This is a genomic window from Bradyrhizobium cytisi (genome assembly GCF_008123515.1).
Classification (GTDB): Bacteria; Pseudomonadota; Alphaproteobacteria; order Rhizobiales; family Xanthobacteraceae; genus Bradyrhizobium; species Bradyrhizobium cytisi.
The window spans coordinates 67870-86407 of record NZ_VSSR01000075.1 but is presented as its reverse complement, the minus strand read 5'-3'; the positions used below and the strand labels follow the sequence as shown (position 1 = coordinate 86407).

Sequence of the window (18538 nt, the reverse complement as noted above, 5' to 3'; positions counted from 1 at the left end):
CGCTGCGCTCGCAATGACGATTGTGGAGACAGCGTGCGCCATAGTCCGTTCTCGTGCCCCGGACGCAGCGCAACGCCTCTTCGGCGGTGCGCTGCAGAGCCGGGGCCCATCTCTCCGCGGACCGTGCCGCCTTCTGGGTCCCGGCTCTGCGCAGCAACGCAAGAGCGTTGCAGCGCGTCCGGGACACAAACAATGGTGACCAAGGCCGCGACATCCCCACGATTGTGGGAGATCGCATCGGCTCAACAAAAAATCCTCTGTCGACGGTTGCGCACCGCACCTTGATGAATCAACCTCGGTTGGTCCATAAGCGGCGTCCCGCGGCCGGATTTCGGTTTGCGTCGCGTGCTTGGATATAGAGGGATTCTCGCGTGGCAAATATCAACCAGAAAATTGCGCAGGAGCTTGGGGTACGGGCGGAGCAGGTCGAGGCGACGGTGACGCTGCTCGATGGCGGCGCCACGGTTCCCTTCATCGCGCGCTACCGCAAGGAAGCGACCGGTGCGCTCGACGACGCGCAATTGCGCACCCTGGAGGAGCGCCTGGGCTACCTGCGCGAGCTCGAAGACCGCCGCAAGGCGATCCTCGAATCAGTCCGCGAGCAGGGCAAGCTCGATGCCGCGCTAGAAGCCTCCATTCTCGCCGCCGACAGCAAGGCGCGCCTCGAAGACATCTATCTGCCGTTCAAGCCGAAGCGCCGCACCAAGGCCGAGATCGCCAGGGAGGCCGGCCTCGAGCCGCTTGCCAACCAGCTGATGTCTGAGCCCGGCAACGATCCCAAGGTCGCCGCCGAAGGCTTCATCAACGCCGAGAAGGGCGTCGCGGATGCCGTGGCCGCGCTCGACGGCGCCCGCGCCATCCTGGTCGAACGTTTTGACGAAGACGCCGACCTGATCGGCGTGTTGCGTGAGGAGATGTGGACCAACGCGCGCATGGCCTCCAAGGTGCGCGACGGCAAGAAGACCGAGGGCGAAAAATTCGCCGACTATTTTGATTTCTCCGAGCCGCTGACCAAGCTGCCCTCGCACCGTATCCTCGCGATGTTCCGCGGCGAGAAGGAAGAGATCCTCGATCTCCAGATCCAGGCCGAAGCGGAAGTGCCGCCAGCCGGCGTGCCAGGTGCCTATGAACTGAAGATCATGAAGCGGTTCGGCATCGCCGACCTCAAGCGCACCGGCGACCGCTGGCTGATCGACACCGTGCGCTGGGCCTGGCGCACCAAGATCCAGGTACATCTCAATATCGACCTGCGCATGCGGTTATGGAATGCAGCCGAGACCGAAGCCGTGCGCGTGTTCGCCTCGAACCTGCGCGACCTCCTGCTGGCCGCGCCCGCCGGCACCCGCGCCACCATGGGGCTCGATCCCGGCTACCGCACCGGCGTCAAGGTCGCCGTGACCGATGCGACCGGCAAGGTGGTCGATACCGCCGTGATTTATCCGCATGAACCGCAGCGGCAGTGGAACGAATCGCTCGCGACCCTCGGCAAGCTTGCGATCAAGCACCGCGTCGAACTGATCGCGATCGGCAACGGCACCGCCTCGCGCGAGACCGACAAGCTCGCGGGCGATCTCGTCAAGGGCCTCGCCGAGCTGAAGATGTCCAAGATCGTGGTGTCGGAAGCCGGCGCGTCGGTCTATTCGGCTTCGGCTTTCGCCTCGGAGGAATTGCCGGATCTCGACGTCACCCTGCGTGGTGCGGTCTCGATCGCCCGCCGTCTCCAGGATCCGCTTGCCGAGCTCGTCAAGATCGAGCCCAAGGCGATCGGCGTTGGCCAGTATCAGCACGATCTCGGCCAGGCCAAGCTTGCAAAATCGCTCGATGCGGTGGTCGAAGACTGCGTGAACGCGGTCGGCGTCGACGTCAACACCGCTTCGGCACCGTTGCTCGCCCGCGTGTCGGGCGTGGGCTCCGGCTTGGCGCAGAGCATCGTGGCGCACCGTGACGCCAACGGCCCGTTCAAGTCGCGCAAGGCGCTGAAGGACGTGCCGCGGCTCGGCCCCAAGGCGTTCGAGCAGTGCGCCGGCTTCCTGCGCATCCTTGGCGGCGAGGATCCGCTCGATGCCTCCGGCGTGCATCCGGAAGCCTATCCGGTGGTGCGCCGGATTCTCGCAGCGGCCAAGAGCAACATCAAGGCGCTGATCGGCAGCAGCGAGGTCGTTCGTACGCTCAAGCCGAAGGATTTCGTCGATGAGACCTTTGGTCTACCGACCGTCACCGACATTTTGCGCGAGCTGGAAAAGCCCGGCCGCGACCCTCGTCCGGCGTTCAAGGCCGCGGTGTTCAAGGAGGGCGTCGAGGAGATCAAGCATCTCCAGAAGGGCATGATCCTCGAGGGCACCGTGACCAACGTCGCCGCCTTCGGCGCCTTCGTCGATATCGGCGTGCACCAGGATGGCCTCGTGCACATCTCGGCGATGTCGAAAACCTTCATCAAGGATCCGCGCGAGGTGGTGAAGCCCGGCGACATCGTCAAGGTGAAGGTGCTGGACTTCGAGGTCGCCCGCAAGCGTATTTCGCTGACCCTGCGCCTCGACGACGAGGTCGGCGCCAAGAAGGACGCCCCCGGCATGCAGCGCGACAACACACGCAACAGCGCTCGCATGACCTCGTCGGCGCCGCGCAACCAGGACTCTTCCGGTGGCGGCGGCGCCCTCGCCGAGGCGATGCGTCGTGCGGCGGAGAAGAACGGCGGCAAGCGGGCGTGAGTCCTTACCTCTGCCCGTAAGGACGGGGAGAGGGAGTGAGAGAGCTTCGCTTCCCTAACTTCCGCGTCAGAATCTGGCGCATTTGTAAGTTGAAGGTGAGGGCGCATTTTCCTCATCTGATCCCTGGAGCGGCGAGACTGTCGCCGCGACAAGGAGGATAGTCAGATGAACAACAGGCTTCTCACTGGCATCGTCGCGGCGGCTATGGCTGCGACGATGGCGGTCGCTTCGCCCGTTCTCGCTCGCGGTGGCGGAGGCGGGGGCGGCGGCCATGGGGGTGGTGGCTTCGGCGGCGGCGGACGTGCTGGCGGCGGCTTCAGCGGCGGGATGCACGGCGGTGGCTTCGGTGGCGGCGGCATGCACGCAGGCGGCTTCGGCGGCATGCATGTCGGCGGCATGGGCGGCGGTGCGCACTTCGCCCATGTCGGTGGACCGGGCTTTGGCGGACCGGCCTTCGGCGGCGCGCGCTTCGCGCATGCGGCGATCGGACCGCGTTTCGCTGGCGCCGGCTGGCACGGCAGGCCTTTCATCGGCCGTCACGCCTTCTTCTTCCGCCATCACCATTTTCGCCGTTTCGCCGTCTTCGGCGCGCCCTACTACGCCAACTATTACGACGATGGCTGCTGGCGCAGGAGCTTGACGCCGTATGGGTGGCAATGGGTCAATGTGTGCGGGGATAGTTGGTACTAGCATCGCCGTACCGCACCATTGTCGCGATCGCCACCGGGCGGTTCCGCTCAGCCCCGGAACGGGATAGTCTGGTGGCGATCGTCGCGCGGAGTTTGTCATGACCGGAGGCCACCGCCGCATCCTGGTCGTCGAGGACGATCCGGAAACCGCAGGCCAGCTCGTCGAGGAGCTGACAACGTCCGGCTACGATGTCGATCTCGCCGCGACGGGCCGTGAAGCCCTCAGCCACGGTGTCGCGCGCGACTATGCCGTGATCACGATCGACCGCATGCTGCCCGACATCGACGGCATTGCCGTGATGCGGCAAATGCGTGACGATGGCGTTGCCGCGCCGTTCCTGATCATCTCCGCGCTCGGCGAGGTCGACGACCGCGTGCGCGGCCTGCGCGCCGGCGGCGACGATTATCTCGTCAAGCCGTTCTCCTTCGTCGAGCTGCTCGCGCGGCTCGAGGCGCTTGGTCGCCGCAGCGAGACCATCGCCAAGGAAACCATCTTGCGCGTCGGCGATCTCGCGGTCGATCTGATCGCGCGCAACGCCAGCCGCCGCGGCCGCAAGATTCCGCTGCTGCCGCGTGAGTTCCAGCTGCTCGAATATCTCGTTCGTAACGAGGGCCGCGTCGTCTCCCGCGCGATGCTGCTCCAGCATGTCTGGGATCTGCATTTCGATCCCTCCACCAACATCATCGACGTCTATGTCGGACGCGTCCGCCGCAAGGTCGACGATGCCCAGGCCTATCCATTGATCCACACCATCCGCGGCATCGGATATTGCCTCCGTGCTCCTGGCTAACACGCTTCGTTCCTCGACCTTCCGCCTCGCGCTGATCGCGATCGCGATCTTCGGCCTGATCGTCGCGGCGATCATGGCGTATGTCTATTTCGGCACGCTCGCCTATGTGCGGAGCCGGGTCGGCGATGTCGGCGACGACAGCGGCTTCATCGCGATGCTCGAGCTCGCGATGGTCGCGGTCGCCGTGCTGCTCGTGGTGCTGGCCGGGCTCGCCGCCGTGCTGGTGACGCGGCGCACGGTCGGGCGGATCGAGGAGATCAATGCCACCAGCCGCGCCATCATGCTGTCCGGCCTCGATCGCCGCATTCCCCTGCGCGGCAGCCACGACGAGTGGGACCGTGTCGCCGAAAACCTCAACCAGATGCTCGATCGTATCGAGACGCTGATGGGGGAGGTCAAGCAGGTCAGCGACAACGTCGCCCACGATCTGCGCACGCCGCTGACGCGCATGCGGGGCCGGCTGGAAAAGGCCTATCACCACGAGCGCAGCAGTGAGGCCGATGCCGCGCTGATCGGCGACACCATCGCCGACCTCGATTCCGTGCTTGGCATGTTCGCCTCGATCACGCGGATCTCGGAGATCGAGACCCGCGCCCGCAGGCGCGCATTTCGCGCGCTCGACCTCGCCGAGATTGCCGGCGAGGTCGTCGAGCTCTACGACGCCGCCGCTGAGCAGGTCGCGACGCGCCTTAGTCTCGGCGGTGACCGCGAGGTCGCCGTAACAGGCGATCGCGACCTGTTGTTCGATGCCATCGCCAATCTCGTCGACAACGCGATTAAGCATGGCCGCCCGGGCGGAAAGGTCACGGTGACCTGCCGCAATGCCGGCAACAGTGCGACGATCGCCATCGCCGATGATGGTCCGGGCATTGCCGCCGACCAGCACGATCACGTATTCAAGCGCTTCTACCGGCTCGAGCAGAGCCGCTATACGCCGGGCAACGGCCTGGGCCTGAGCCTGGTCGCGGCGGTGTCGCGGCTCCACGGCGCCGAGATCGCGCTGTATGACAACGCGCCGGGCCTGACCGTCCAGCTCAGCTTCCCGATCGCGCTATAGCTCGATCACGCCGCGGCGCGCCGCATGCGCGACAGCATCGGTGCGGCCGGTGGCATCCAGCTTGTCGAGCAGCGAGCCGACGTGGAATTTCACGGTATGCACGGAGATGTTGAGCTGCCGCGCGATCATCTTGTTGGAGGCACCTTCCGCCATCAATGCCAGCACGTCGAGCTCGCGCTGCGTCAGCGCAATATCTTCCGGCATGACGCGCGGATCGCGCGCGACGACGCTCGCCGTGGCGGTCTCGCCGGGGGCGGCAAGGCGAAGCCCCGCGACACTGCCGAGCAGCGTCGCGAGGCGGTCGGCCAGCGCAGGATCGTCGATCTCGAGGGACAGCACGATCTCGGGTGCGTTGTCCTCGCTCACGCCTCCGGCCTCTCGCCAATCGTGACCTTGAAGCTCACAGGCTCGCCGCCGCGGCGGACTGCGACATCGACCACCTGGCCGACGCTCGCGGGTCCCAATGTTCGCAACAGCGCGCGCACGCCGGAGAGCTTCTGGTCGTTGACCGCCACGATCACGTCGCCCTGGCGGATGCCGGCCGCGGCCGCCGGACCGGCCTTGTCGACATTCATCACCATCGCGCCGATGCCGTCGTCGAGCCGCAGCGGCTGCAGCCCGAGCCCGAGATATCCGCGCGCGATGCGGCCGCGCGTCTCGAGCTGCGCCGCGACGCGCTCGATCGTGGCCGTCGGGATCACCAGCACCCGCCGTGGTCCGAGCACAGTCATGCCGAAGGCCTCGCCGGATGCGTCAAGGGCAAGGCCGCCTTCCTGGCTGGGACGCAGGCGGACATCGAGCTCGATCCGCGCATCGATCTCGCCGCCGCGCAAGGAGCGCCAGCTCTTGCCTGAAACCGACACCATTCCGAGCGCTGCGCTCGGCGCATCCCGATTGGTGGCGACCACGACCGACAGCCTGCCGAGGGCAGGGACCATCGTGGCCAGCTTGACCGGGGCGATGCCGGTATCAGCGCGCAGCAGCGCGATATCGGTGGTGTGGTCGCGGCCGACGATCGTGGCGGCCGTCGTGCTGCCATCGGGAAGAACGATCTGGACGTCGCCCTCATCGGCCAGTGCCTCGTCGGCGGTCACGATCAGGCCGGGCTTCCAGACGAAGCCGGTTGAGCGGGAGCGATACGAATGCACGGAGACGACGGACGGCGCGATGTGCGCCACGACATCCGCGAGCGCGGATGACAGGGAGGTGAGGGGGGGTAAGTCGGTCATGGAAGGCTCCTGTAAGCTGTCCACAATCTGGGATGTCGCGGCCCCTGGCGAAACTGGCCGGTTGGCCAGTCCTCCCAGGCGGCGGCCGACGAACATGTGATTGGGAGCCGCTCACGGGAACGTGTAGCACTCAGAGAGTTGCGCCGTACGGCCTTAAACGTTTCCAGCGAGCCTTGACCGATGACCATCGACCTCACCCGCCGCACCCTGCTTCAACTCGCCGGAGCAGCCTCGCTCGTTATGGCTGCAGCGGCAGCCGCGCGCGCCGAAGGCAATCCGCAAGGCGTCGGGCCGACCTATGCCAGCCGCACGCCGATGCGGGTCGGCATGGTGACGCTGCGGGTGAAGAATCTCGACAAGGTTGCCGACTACTACCGCGACGTCATCGGCCTCACCGTGATGGCGCGTTCCGCCAACGTCGCAACACTCGGCACGGCCGGCATCACGCTGCTGGTGCTGGAAGCCCATCCCGACGCCGCGATCGAGCCGCGCAACGCCGCCGGCCTCTATCACACTGCGTTCCTGATGCCGACGCGCAAGGACCTGGCGCGCTGGCTGGTGCACGCCGCCTCGCATCGCGTGAAGCTGTCGGGTTTTGCCGATCATCTCGTCAGCGAGTCCGTCTATCTCGACGATCCCGAAGGCAATGGCATCGAGGTCTATGCCGACCGTGATCCCTCGCAATGGCAGTGGAGCGAGGGCAGCGTGAAGATGGCGGCCGACGAGCTCAACATCCCCGACCTGCTGTCGCTGACGAATACACGCGTTGCCGATTATGCCAAGGCGCCGGACGGCCTCCGCGTCGGCCACATGCATCTGCGCGTCGGCGATCTCGCACAGGCCGAGCGCTTCTATCATGGCACGATTGGCCTCGATCCGACCCGCCGCCGTGGCGGTGCCGCGTTCCTCTCATCGGGCCACTATCACCATCATCTCGGCATGAATGTCTGGCAGAGCCAAGGCGCCGGCCAACGCGACGACGCCACGACGGGGCTCGTCTGGTTTTCGCTGGTGACGGAGAAGCAGGATTTGCTCGCCGCGCAGGAAGAGCGCCTGCGCGAGGCCGGCGCGCGGGTCACGGCGCTGGCGGATGGCGTGGAGGCGATCGATCCCTGGGGCACGCGGGTGCGGCTGCTCAAGGTTTGATCGCCGGCGCGGGCATTGCTAATACCCGTCACCCAGCTTTCCGGGGGTCACCCTGACATGACCGACTTTCGCGGCGTCTTTCCCTATCTCGTCTCGCCCGTCGATGCCAACGGCGAGGTGCGCACCAACGTGCTCGCAAAGCTCTGCGACGATTTGATCGGCGCCGGCGTGCACGGGCTGACGCCGCTCGGCTCGACCGGTGAGTTCGCCTATCTCAGCGCCGCGCAGCGCATGGCGGTGGTGCAGACCACGATCGAGGCTGCGAAGGGTCGCGTGCCTGTGGTTGCTGGCGTCGCGTCGACCTCGACGGCCGATGCGGTGGCACAGGCGCAGGCCTATGAGAGGCTCGGTGCCAGCGGCATTCTGGCGATCCTCGAGGCCTACTTCCCGCTCGCCGATGCCCAGGTCGAGTCCTATTTCCGCAGCATCGCGGACGCCGTGAATATTCCGGTCGTCATCTACACCAATCCGCAATTCCAGCGCTCGGACCTGACCCTCGACATCATCGCGCGCCTCGCTGAGCATCCGCGCATCGGCTACATCAAGGATGCTTCGACCAACACCGGGCGGCTGCTCTCGATCATGAACCGCTGCGGCGATCGCTTGCGCGTGTTCTCGGCCTCCGCCCACATCCCGGCTGCGGTGATGCTGATCGGCGGCCTCGGCTGGATGGCGGGACCGGCCTGCATCATCCCGCGCCACAGCGTCGCGCTCTACGACCTCTGCCAGGCCGGCCGCTGGGACGAGGCCATGGCGCTCCAGCGCAGGCTGTGGCGCATCAACGAGGCCTTCGCCCGCTTCAACCTCGCCGCCTGCATCAAGGCCGGGCTCGCGATCCAGGGCTATGACGTGGGCGATCCGGTCCCGCCGCAGGCCCCGCTGACCGCCGACGCGCGCAAGGTCGTGGAAGCGGCTCTCAGAGAGCTGGCGTAGGCCCCTCCGGGCATGACGAATCCATGGTCCCGCCGCCCAAAAGCGCGGCTGGTCTCGCATGGCTCGTTCCGCTAAAAGGCAGCCCGAATTTCAAGAGACCCCGAGGATCCAGCGGAATGAACATTCTTCCCGGCAATTTGCGTTTCGGAGCGGGCCAGCCCGTCAAGCGTTTGGAAGATCAGCGGCTGCTCACCGGGAAGGGGCAATTCATCGACGACAAGCCGGAGGACGGCGCGCTGTGGTTGCACCTGCTGCGGTCACCGCATGCGCACGCCAAGATCGTCTCGATCGACACCAGCGCTGCGGCATCGATGCCTGGCGTCACCGCGATCTACACCGGCACTGACCTGATCAAGGACGATGTCGGCACCATCCCGACCCTGAGCATCTTCAAGCGCCCCGACGGCAAGCCGATGACGGTGCCGCCGCGGCGGCTGCTCGCCCATGAGGTCGTGCGTTACACCGGCGAGGCGGTGGCGGCCGTGGTGGCTTCGTCACGTGCGGAGGCCCAGAGCGGGGCCGAAGCGATCGTGATCGAATACGACGTGCAGCCCGCCGTAGTCGATCCCGTCGCGGCCGTGAAACCCGGCGCGCCCGTGGTGTGGCCGGACGCCCCTGATAACATCGTCGGTGCGATGAGCTATGGCGATGCCGCCAAGGTGGATGAGGCCTTCGCCAAGGCCGCGCACACAGTCGAGCTCGATCTCGTCAGCCAGCGCCTCGTGCCGTCGGCGATGGAGCCGCGCTCGACCATTGCCGAGATCGACCAGAAGACCGGCCGCCTCCTCCTGCACGTGCAGTCGCAGACCCCGGCCTCGACCCGCGATGTGCTGGCCGAAGCCGTGCTCAAGCGCCCCAAGGACAGCGTGCGCGTGCTGGTCGGCGACATCGGCGGCGGCTTTGGCCAGAAGACCAACCTCTATCCGGAAGACGGCATTGTCGCCTATGTCGCGACCAAGCTGAACCGGAAGATCCGCTGGCGCGGTGACCGCACCGACGAATTCGTCGGCGGCACCCACGGCCGCGATCTCACCTCGACGGCGTCCTTCGCGCTCGACGAGAAAGGCAAGGTGCTGGCCTATCGCGTCACCTCGATCGGCTGCACCGGCGCGTATTCCTCGGGCGCGGCCAACATCATCCCGCTGGTGCTCGGGCCATTCGTGCAGACCGGCGTCTACGACCTGCCGCTAGTGCATTTCGAGGTCAAATCGGTGATGACCCACACCGCGCCGGTCGGTGCCTATCGTGGTGCCGGTCGTCCGGAAGCCGTCTTTATCGTCGAGCGCCTGTTCGACGCTGCCGCGCGAAAAATCGGCATGGATCCGCGCGCGATCCGCAAAGCGAACTACATCAAGCCGGCGCAGCTGCCCTACACCAACGCCGCCGGTCAGGTGTACGATTCCGGCGCCTTCGCCCACATGCTCGATCGCGCGGTAAAACTCGCCGACTGGGACGGCTTTGCCGCGCGCAAGAAGGCGGCGAAGAAGAAGGGCCTGCTCTACGGCCGCGGTCTCACCTCCTACATCGAATGGACCGGCGGCCGCGCTCATACCGAGAAGGTCAGCCTGCATGCGACGTCGCAAGGCCGGGTCGTGCTGCATTCCGGCACCATGGCGATGGGGCAGGGGCTGCAGACCACCTACACCCAGATGATCTCCGACACGCTCGGCATCCCCATGGACAAGATCGACGTCATCCAGGGAGACACGGATCTCGCGATGGGCTTTGGCAGCGTCGGCTCGCGCTCGCTGTTCGTCGGCGGCACGGCCGTGGCGGTGTCCTCCAACGATCTGATCCAGAAGGCGCGCGAGAAGGCGGCGAACATGCTGGAGACCTCGGTCGAGGATATCGAGTACCAGGGCGGCATGCTCACCGTGGTCGGCACAGACCGTCGCATCAGCCTGTTTGACATCGCCGAGAAGGAGAGTAGCGCAAAGCTCAGCGTCGATTCCGAGGGCGAGGTCGACGGTCCCAGCTGGCCCAACGGTACCCACATCTGTGAGGTCGAGATCGATCCGGACACCGGCGTGTCCAAGGTCGTGCGCTACACCACCGTCGACGACGTCGGTGTGGCCGTGAACCCGATGCTGGTGACGGGGCAGATCCATGGCGGCGTCGCGCAGGGCATCGGCCAGGCGCTGTATGAGGGCGTGTCGTATGATGCCGACGGCCAGCTCCTGACCGCGAGCTATCAGGACTATTGCATCCCGCGCGCCGATGACGTCCCGCCGATCGTGGTGACGCTCGACGATTCCGCGCCCTGCCGCACCAATCCGCTCGGCGCCAAGGGCTGCGGCGAATCCGGCGCCATCGGCGGCCCGCCTTGCGTCACCAACGGCGTGATGGATGCATTGGCCGAGCTCGGCATCACCCAGCTCAACACCCCGCTGACGCCGCAGAAGATCTGGAAGGCGATCAAGGACGCGAAGGTGGGCGGCTAACTCTCCTCGTCGTCCCGGATCTGCGCTTGCGCTTGTCCGGGACGACAGTTGAGTGTGTAGCGCCAAAATCTGGTAATTTGCACCCGATTCCACCGGGAGAAATTTTGATGCGCAAGATCCTGACCGTGCTGGCAGCGCTGGCCTCGCTCAGCCTCACCAATTGCGGCTACAACGCGATCCAGAGCGAGGACGAGCAGATCAAGGCCAACTGGTCCGAGGTGGTGAACCAGTATCAGCGCCGCGCCGATCTCGTGCCCAATCTCGTCAACTCGGTGAAGGGCTTTGCGCAGCAGGAGAAGGACGTGCTGCTCGGGGTCACCAATGCCCGCGCCAAGGTCGGCAGCATCCAGGCGACGCCGGAGGTGCTCAACGATCCCTCCGCTTTCCAGAAGTTCCAGGCCGCCCAAGGCGAGCTCTCCAGCGCGTTGTTGCGGCTTCTTGTAGTCACGGAAAATTATCCGCAGCTCAAATCGGACGCCCTGTTCAAGGACCTGATGTCCCAGCTCGAAGGCACCGAGAACCGCATCACGGTCGCGCGCAACCGCTACATCAAGTCGGTGCAGGAGTATAACGTCACCGTCCGATCGTTCCCGAACAACCTCACCGCGATGATGTTCGGCTACAAGGAGAAGCCGAATTTCTCGGTCGACAACGAGAAGGAGATCTCGACCGCGCCGAAAGTCGATTTCAATCCTGCCCCCGCGCCGTCGAAGTAAGCGCGTCCGCTCCCGATGCGCGCTCCGCCCACCACTGTCATTCCCCGCGAAGGCGGGGAATCCAGTACGCCGCGGCCTCTCCGTATCCCGCTGGCGTCCCTGGAATACTGGATCGCCCGGTCGAGCCGGGCGATGACAGCTACGTTGTGGCGAGCGATGGTCGTGTTCGCGCTCGTCCTTGGCTGGGCGTTCTCCGCGTCAGCCGACGTCGCCGTGCCGCAGCTCACCGGTCGCGTGGTCGACCGGACCGGCACGTTGTCGAGCAGTGACATTGCCGTTCTGTCGCAGAAGCTCAGCGACTTCGAAACGCGGAAGGGCAGCCAGCTCGCAGTGCTGATCGTGCCGACCACGGACCCGGAGACGATCGAGCAATTCTCCATCCGCGTTGCGGAGGCCTGGAAGATCGGCCGCAAGAAGGTCGACGACGGCGCGATCCTCGTGGTCGCGAAGAACGACCGGCATCTGCGCATCGAGGTTGGCTACGGCCTCGAAGGCGCGCTCACCGACGTGACGTCGCGGCGGATCATTGACGAGGTCATCACGCCAAAATTCAGGGACGGTGATTTCGCCGGCGGCATCTCGGCCGGCGTCGAGCGGATGATGCGCGTCGTCAACGGCGAGCCACTGCCGGTTCCCTCACGCAGCGTGAATTTTGCCAATCTGGACGAGATCGGGCCGCTCGCCCCGGTCGTCCTGTTTGCCTCGCTCGTCGTCGGCGGTTTCCTGCGCGCGCTGCTGGGGCGATTGCTGGGTTCGGTCGCAACCGGCAGCGTGATCGCCATCCTGGCGTTGCTCATCATCGGATCCGCAGGGGTAGCCTTGCTCGCCGGGATCATCGGGTTCGTGCTGTCCTTCATCGCCGATCTGTTTCCGGCATCGACGGGGTCGTCGCGCGGCGGCTCGTGGTCGAGCGGTTCCTCGTCGGGAAGCAGCTGGAGCAGCGGGTCATCGTCCAGTGACAATGGCAGCTTCAGTGGCGGCGGCGGCAGCTTTGGTGGCGGCGGCGCCTCGGGGAGCTGGTAGGCATGAGCATTGGGCGCATCGTCAGGCATCTCGTGCAGCATCATTGGCGTGCGAGGCAGGTGTTTCCGCAAGGCGTGCTCGACCGCATCGAGCAGGCCATCAAGCGAAGCGAGGCGACGCATTCCGGCCAGGTCCGCTTCGTCGCCGAAGGCGCGCTCGACGGCCGTCCGCTGTTTCGCAATCAGCATGCCCGCGAGCGCGCGCTCGACGTGTTCTCGCATTTGCGGATCTGGGACACCGCGCATAATAACGGCGTGCTGATCTACCTGCTGCTCGCCGACCGCGATGTCGAGATCATCGCCGATCGCGGCATCGACGCGAAGGTCGGCAGCGAGGGCTGGGAGACGATCTGCCGCGCGATGGAGGCCGAGTTCGGCGCGGGCCAGTTCGAGCGCGGCGTGATTGACGGCATTGCTGCGGTGTCGAAGGAGCTGGCCAAGTACTATCCGCCGGGTGGCCCGCATCCGAACGAGCTGCCGGATAAGCCGGTGGTGATGTGAGCCGGGCTGATAACCCACACTGCGTCATTGCGAGCGCAGCGAAGCAATCCAGACTGTCACTGCGGCGGGATTCTGGATTGCTTCGTTGCGCTCGCAATGACGAATCAATCATCCAGCTTGTTCAAATCCCGCACCGACTGCATGATCGGCTCGAAGTTCGAGCGCGCATCCAGCGCGTCGAACAATTGCGCTGTGTCCTCCAGCAGGCCGTGCGAGCGCGCAATGGCAATACGCACGTCGTCCTGCGGCGTGTCCGACAGCCGTCCGTGCCCTGACAGCAGGATCTTCGTGTTCAGCCCCTTGATGCGCTCCAGCGACTGGATGTAGTCGGAGATGCTGCCGGAGCCGAACACGCCGCCCATTACGCCGCCGGGCATCAGGGTGTCTGCGGCGAACAGCAAGCCCTTGTCCTGGTCGAACAGCGTGATGCAGGCCGAGGTATGGCCCGGCGTGTACATCACGTTGAGGCGGAAATTGCCGAGGTCGATCAGATTGCCTTCCTCGAGCCAGATGTCGATGTTGATTGGGACGTTCGGCTCGTTGAACATCTTGCGCAGCATGGAAAAGTCGTCGCGCAGCATGATCTTGTTGGCGGCAAGCCGATGGGCGGCGACATAGGTGCGGCGCTCGTTGAAGTGCCAGGCGGCGCCGATATGGTCGAGATGTTCGTGGCTCAGCACCACCATGTCGATCTTCTCTGGCGGGCAGCCGGCGAAGTTCAGGCACTCGACCATCGCCGGATAGTTCGAGGACAACCCGACATCGATCAGGATGGTGCGCGCCGAGCCGCGCACGAGATAGGCATTGGCGGCGCGGTTGGAGAAGCGGATCTGGTAGACGTCGTCCGTCGCCTGGATCAGCGAGCAGATGTCGTTCTTCATCAGGATCGGGAATGCGGTCGGCTTTCGCTCGCTCATGATTGCGCTGCCCGGTAGGTGACCGCGTTGGAGGCGCGCAGTCGTTTCGACAGCGCGTCCATCACCATCAGCGCGAACGCCGGCTGCTGGCTGCCGAGATAGACGAAGCGGGCGTGGTTGATCCGCATCACCTTCGTGTTCGGAGCGGAAGCAATCGCGGTTGCCGAGCGCGCTGAGCCGTCGATCACGGCCATCTCGCCGAAGAACTCGCCCTTGCCGAGCTTGATGATGCTGGTCTTGCGCGCGCCGTCGACCTTGGCGATCTCGACCTCGCCGTCGAGCACGACGAACAGCTCGCGACCGGTCGAGCCCTCCTCGAAGATGACGTCATCGACACCAAACACGTTGATGCATTTCTCGATCGTCATGGCACCCCCAAACGCCTTCTGGCTGACGGGACGGCCTATGTTAGCCGGGGAACAGTGACGGGCAAACAACCCCTTCGGCTAAGCCCCGCGGGTCTGCCGCAGGGCAACATGGGCTGACAATTTGTTGTACGCCGCCACGCCGGTTCCACTTTCCCGACCCAATTCGGCCTCCGACGAGTTCCTAAAATTTCGGTAAGCGGGTCGCGAGGTAAGGAATTCGCAAGCAATGAAAGTTACCAAAAAGTCAACCTGGACTGGAGTATTTGAGCCGTGAGCGAATCAATGCCCGAACTGGCCGGCCAAGAGACGGGTGACCGGACTGGCGACGCCGCTGCGCCGCAGGCCGTCGAGGCTGCCGCCGGCATCGAGGCCCCCTCGATCGCCCCAGACCATGAGACGCCGCCCAAGCCGGACATTCCGAAGGTCGAGCCGCCAAAGATCGACGCTTCAAGGATCGAGGTCCCGGAATTCGAAACCAAGACGGACGTTGAGACTGACGTTGAGACTGACGTTAAGGCTGAAACCAAGCCCGAACCTAAACACGGCAAGCTGATCGTCATGGCGCCCTCGGAACGGTCCTGGGACCGCGAAGAGTTTGCCCCGCATGTGAAGGCCGACGAGGTGCGGGACACCGGCAACAAGCGCCGCCTGTCGGCGATGGCCGCGGTGGTGGCGATCGCGGCCTGCGTCGGCGCCGTCAGCGGCGCGCTCGCGACCGCCGGCATGATGCATTTCGCCAGCCCGGCGCCGGCGCAGGTCGCCGACACCAGCGCGCTGGATGCGTCGGTCTCGCGGATCGATGCCGACATCGTCGCGCTGAAGGCCAATGTCGAGCACAATTCGAAGACCGGCGTCAGCCAATTCAATCGGGCCAACGATCGCCTCGATAAGCTCGAGAAGGCACAGGCCGAACCGATGGCCAAGCTCGCAAAGCTGTCCGAGACCGTCGACAAGCTCCGCACTACGCCGCCGGCCGCCCCCGCGCAGGCCGTAGCCGCGGCGCCGGCGAAGGAGACCACCGGCTCGATCGCGCCGGCTCCGACCCAGGTCGCGACGGCCGCTGCTGCCCCGGCGCCCGCGCCCGCCGCGCCGAAGACCGAGGTCGGTCGCCTGCCGACGATTGACGGCTGGAGGCTCCGCGACGTCGCCAATGGCGGCGCGCTGATCGAGGGCCGGGGTGGCCTGTACGAGGTCTATGCCGGCGATCCCATTCCCGGCATCGGCCGCGTCGATGCGATCCGCCGCCAGGATGGCCGATGGGTGGTTGTCACCGCGAAGGGCCTGATCGTCGGGCGCTAAGCGTTCGATATTCGACTTCTCGAGGAGGCGCTTCACCACCGCGTGAAGCGCCTTTTTACTTGAATAGGCTGTCACGCGCGGTGTTACTGGAGGCATGAGCCGCGCGCCGCGAATTCTCCTGGCTGCCATTCTGTTGTTTGGCGGCGTCATGTCGCTCTCGGCAGCTGAGAACGCGCCGCTCGCGCGCGGCACCGCGATCACCGATCCCGATCTCCTCCGCAAGCTTGACCAGAGCGATGTTGTGTCGATTTCCCGCCTGCTGCAGCCTGAGCGGAACGCGAATGTTCCGCTGACCAGCGATCTGCTGTTCGCCTCGCTGCCGCAGCTGAACGCAATTCCGCCAGCGATCGATGCGGAGTTCGATCGCTACATCGCGCAGCACAAGGCGGCCTCGCCAGGCGAGACCATCGGCGTCGGCGAAGGTTTCGACGTCCAGCTGTTCGATCGCGCCGCGCTGAAATCCCCCGACACGCGCTTCGTGCTGGCCGGCATCGTCAATCGCATGGACCGCGCCTATGTCTCGGAGGAGTCCTGCGGCGAGATCCGGCTGATCTATCGGCTGGCACGGTTCGAGACCAGGCCGGACGGCAGCAACACCGCGACGCGCCTGCCGATGACGTTCAATCTGGTGATGAAGGCGCACGACACACGCCAGACCGATGGCGACGGCAAGCCTGTCACCTGCGCCGAGGTCGCGCGGCGCTGGCTGGACAATGGCGATTGGCAAGGGCTGCTCGGCAGCCGCACAGTTCCCTATGATGCGATGATCGATCGCATCGAAACCAACATCCAGATCTCGATCGCACCGAAATCGGCGCTGCACGATTTCCGCTCCGACTATCTGCTCAAGGTGTTCAAATACGACGCGGCCACCAGGACGTTCGAGGAATCGACGCTGGAGAACCAGATCGACCGCGACCGCATCCTTGCCGATGATGCGCTCCGGCGCGACTTCAAGGCCTGGCTGCTTGCGCCTGCGAATCTTCGCGAGTTCGATCGCGGCACCGTGCTGATCCCGGATAAATTTCTCGCCAAGGCCGCCGTGGCGCCGACACCTGCGGGCCTCGACGCCTCGGCGATGCAGCCGGAGTTCGGTTTGATGCAAGGGGAAGAGAAAGGCGAGGGCAAGAGCGATCCCGTCTTCACCGACAACGACGTCGTTGGCGCGCTGAAGCAGGCCGCGGCACGCGGCATCGCCATGGAGAACATCCGCTCGGTCGCAGGCTTCCAGCGCCGCCTCAACGATGTCACCTGCTCGGGCTGCCACCAGACCCGCGGTATCGGCGGCTTCCATTTCCCGGGCGTGGACTGGCTTGCGGACAGGCCGTCGAATGCCACCATCGTGCCGGCCTCGCCGCATTTCGTAGGCGACCAGCTCCGTCGCCGCGACATCCTGACCGCTTTTGCAGCGGGCAAACGCCCTGATTTCTCACGCGGATTTGCCAGCCGGCCGCAGACCCGCGGCAGCCGGGAGCTCGCCGGCACCGAATATCAGGACGGCTGGGGCGCCCATTGTTCTCTACAAAACGCGGGATCGGGAACGCCCGATAAGAGTTTTACGTCATGGACCTGTGCTAAAGGTCTCACCTGTCAGGCCGCCGCGGCCTCGAGCCGCATTGGCATGTGCTTCATCAAGACGCGCTAAACCGATCGGGACGACCCATGACGGACACGAGCGAAGCCAACAAGGAGCGCAATCGCGAGATCGCGCGCAATGAGGAAGCCAAACAGGTCACCGGCAGCATCCGCGTCAGCACCTGGGCGGTCGCGGTGGTCGTCATCATCGGCGGCATCCTGTTCACGCTCGGCTGGCTGGCACTGCGATAGCCGCCGCGAACTCTTTCGATTGAATCGCGAAGTGAGCTGCGGGTTTACCTCGCCCCGCTTGCGGGGAGAGGTCGGATCGCGCTTGCGATCCGGGTGAGGGGGTACAGGTATCACGGCGATCTCGCTCGTGGAGAGAGGCCCCTCTCCCCGTAAGAACGGGGAGAGGGAGAAGAGGCGGCGCCTCACTTCGCGTAGTTCGTCATCCGCTTGCCGGGCAGCAGCTCATAGGCCGGCTTCCAGCCCGGCAGCGCGGCCATACGGCCGAGCCAGGCGTGGATGGCGGGATGGGTTTCCGCGAAATCGAAACCGTGCTCGTCGCTCGGATAATGCAGATAGGCCATCATCGAGATATCGGCGACGGTCGGCTTGGTGCCGATCGCAAAAGCATTGTGCTGGAGATGTCCGTCGAGAATGCCGAGGAAGTCCTCCAACCGCCGGCGAAAGTGCTTCAGCACCTGCGGATCGTTGTTCTCGGTGAAGGCCCGCATGAAGCGATAGGTCGCCATGTAGCCGGTGAGCTTGTGGTTGTCCCAGAACAGCCAGCGCAGCAGCTCGAACTTTTCGTCCTCTGTCTCGGCGCCGAAACGGCCATATTGCTCGGCAAGCTTGAGCAGGAGGGGCGCGGTCTGCGTCATCTTCACGCCGTCGACCTCGAGCACGGGAATCTCGCCCATCTCGTTGACGGCCTTGCGCCACTCCGCCGTGCACGTGACGCCGCCGCCGAAGTCGGTCCAGATCGGCTCGAACGTCTGGCCGCAAAGCGTGAGCATCAGCGCCAGCTTGTAGCTGTTGCCGGATTCGGGGAAGTAGTGCAGGCGATAGAGGGGCATGTGACCTCACGCGAGAATTGTGTTCTGCCAATCCTTATATCGCGCTGGTCCAGCGTCGTCATTG

Annotated in this window: 18 protein-coding genes; 13 read left to right on the top strand and 5 right to left on the bottom strand. The window is 65.3% G+C overall.

Going from position 1 to position 18538, the window contains the following annotated elements; genetic code table 11:
* Window positions 1-371 precede the first annotated feature (371 nt).
* From FXB38_RS36445 to FXB38_RS36430, 4 genes are all read left to right on the top strand, one after another.
* Window positions 372-2708, top strand: coding sequence for a Tex family protein (locus FXB38_RS36445; RefSeq protein ID WP_148755765.1), 2337 nt, complete (start codon window positions 372-374; stop codon window positions 2706-2708).
* A gap of 165 nt (window positions 2709-2873) precedes the next feature.
* Window positions 2874-3398 carry a hypothetical protein gene (locus FXB38_RS36440; protein ID WP_148755764.1) on the top strand — a complete coding sequence of 175 codons (525 nt, stop codon included), beginning with the start codon at window positions 2874-2876 and terminating at the stop codon, window positions 3396-3398.
* Window positions 3399-3495: 97 nt separating this feature from the next.
* Complete coding sequence (locus FXB38_RS36435; RefSeq protein ID WP_148755763.1) at window positions 3496-4188, top strand: response regulator transcription factor; 693 nt, start codon at window positions 3496-3498, stop codon at window positions 4186-4188.
* Window positions 4175-5245, top strand: a complete 1071-nt coding sequence (locus tag FXB38_RS36430) for a sensor histidine kinase (protein WP_148755762.1) — start codon at window positions 4175-4177, stop codon at window positions 5243-5245. Before FXB38_RS36435 ends, FXB38_RS36430 begins: the two co-directional genes overlap by 14 nt.
* Here the strand turns inward: FXB38_RS36430 and FXB38_RS36425 are convergent.
* Both FXB38_RS36425 and FXB38_RS36420 read right to left on the bottom strand, forming a co-directional pair.
* Complete coding sequence (locus FXB38_RS36425; protein ID WP_148755761.1) at window positions 5240-5611, bottom strand: response regulator transcription factor; 372 nt, start codon at window positions 5609-5611, stop codon at window positions 5240-5242. The genes FXB38_RS36430 and FXB38_RS36425 overlap by 6 nt on opposite strands.
* Window positions 5608-6474, bottom strand: a complete 867-nt coding sequence (locus tag FXB38_RS36420; RefSeq protein WP_148755760.1) for a S1C family serine protease — start codon at window positions 6472-6474, stop codon at window positions 5608-5610. The genes FXB38_RS36425 and FXB38_RS36420 overlap by 4 nt, the downstream gene beginning before the upstream one ends.
* Window positions 6475-6654: 180 nt before the next feature.
* Between FXB38_RS36420 and FXB38_RS36415 the strand changes: the two genes are divergently transcribed.
* The 6 genes from FXB38_RS36415 (at window position 6655) to FXB38_RS36385 (ending at window position 13233) form a co-directional block, all read left to right on the top strand.
* Window positions 6655-7620, top strand: a complete 966-nt coding sequence (locus FXB38_RS36415) for a VOC family protein (RefSeq protein WP_148755759.1) — start codon at window positions 6655-6657, stop codon at window positions 7618-7620.
* 57 nt (window positions 7621-7677) lie between these two features.
* Window positions 7678-8553 carry a dihydrodipicolinate synthase family protein gene (locus tag FXB38_RS36410; RefSeq protein WP_148755758.1) on the top strand — a complete coding sequence of 292 codons (876 nt, stop codon included), beginning with the start codon at window positions 7678-7680 and terminating at the stop codon, window positions 8551-8553.
* A 116-nt stretch (window positions 8554-8669) separates the two neighbouring features.
* Window positions 8670-10994, top strand: a complete 2325-nt coding sequence (locus FXB38_RS36405) for a xanthine dehydrogenase family protein molybdopterin-binding subunit (RefSeq protein WP_148755757.1) — start codon at window positions 8670-8672, stop codon at window positions 10992-10994.
* A gap of 107 nt (window positions 10995-11101) precedes the next feature.
* Window positions 11102-11710 (top strand): LemA family protein, encoded by a 609-nt coding sequence (locus FXB38_RS36400; protein ID WP_148755756.1) that lies wholly within the window; start codon window positions 11102-11104, stop codon window positions 11708-11710.
* Window positions 11711-11842: 132 nt separating this feature from the next.
* Window positions 11843-12733, top strand: coding sequence for a TPM domain-containing protein (locus FXB38_RS36390; RefSeq protein WP_187435392.1), 891 nt, complete (start codon window positions 11843-11845; stop codon window positions 12731-12733).
* Between the two features lie 2 nt (window positions 12734-12735).
* Window positions 12736-13233 carry a TPM domain-containing protein gene (locus FXB38_RS36385; RefSeq protein ID WP_148755754.1) on the top strand — a complete coding sequence of 166 codons (498 nt, stop codon included), beginning with the start codon at window positions 12736-12738 and terminating at the stop codon, window positions 13231-13233.
* Between the two features lie 104 nt (window positions 13234-13337).
* Here the strand turns inward: FXB38_RS36385 and FXB38_RS36380 are convergent, their stop codons facing one another.
* Both FXB38_RS36380 and FXB38_RS36375 read right to left on the bottom strand, forming a co-directional pair.
* Window positions 13338-14150: an MBL fold metallo-hydrolase gene (locus FXB38_RS36380; RefSeq protein ID WP_148755753.1), complete on the bottom strand. Its 813-nt coding sequence runs from the start codon at window positions 14148-14150 to the stop codon at window positions 13338-13340.
* Complete coding sequence (locus FXB38_RS36375; protein WP_148755752.1) at window positions 14147-14518, bottom strand: Crp/Fnr family transcriptional regulator; 372 nt, start codon at window positions 14516-14518, stop codon at window positions 14147-14149. Before FXB38_RS36375 ends, FXB38_RS36380 begins: the two co-directional genes overlap by 4 nt.
* A gap of 282 nt (window positions 14519-14800) precedes the next feature.
* On the opposite strand from FXB38_RS36375, the gene FXB38_RS36370 reads away from it, so the two are divergent.
* The 3 genes from FXB38_RS36370 (at window position 14801) to FXB38_RS43230 (ending at window position 17644) form a co-directional block, all read left to right on the top strand.
* Window positions 14801-15817 carry a hypothetical protein gene (locus FXB38_RS36370; RefSeq protein ID WP_187435394.1) on the top strand — a complete coding sequence of 339 codons (1017 nt, stop codon included), beginning with the start codon at window positions 14801-14803 and terminating at the stop codon, window positions 15815-15817.
* 94 nt (window positions 15818-15911) lie between these two features.
* Window positions 15912-17462: a hypothetical protein gene (locus tag FXB38_RS36365; RefSeq protein ID WP_148755750.1), complete on the top strand. Its 1551-nt coding sequence runs from the start codon at window positions 15912-15914 to the stop codon at window positions 17460-17462.
* A 17-nt stretch (window positions 17463-17479) separates the two neighbouring features.
* Window positions 17480-17644: a hypothetical protein gene (locus FXB38_RS43230; RefSeq protein ID WP_187435391.1), complete on the top strand. Its 165-nt coding sequence runs from the start codon at window positions 17480-17482 to the stop codon at window positions 17642-17644.
* A gap of 182 nt (window positions 17645-17826) precedes the next feature.
* Here the strand turns inward: FXB38_RS43230 and FXB38_RS36360 are convergent, their stop codons facing one another.
* Entirely contained in the window at window positions 17827-18474 is a 648-nt protein-coding gene (locus FXB38_RS36360) for a glutathione S-transferase family protein (protein ID WP_148755749.1), read from the bottom strand.
* Between the last annotated feature and the right edge of the window lie 64 nt (window positions 18475-18538).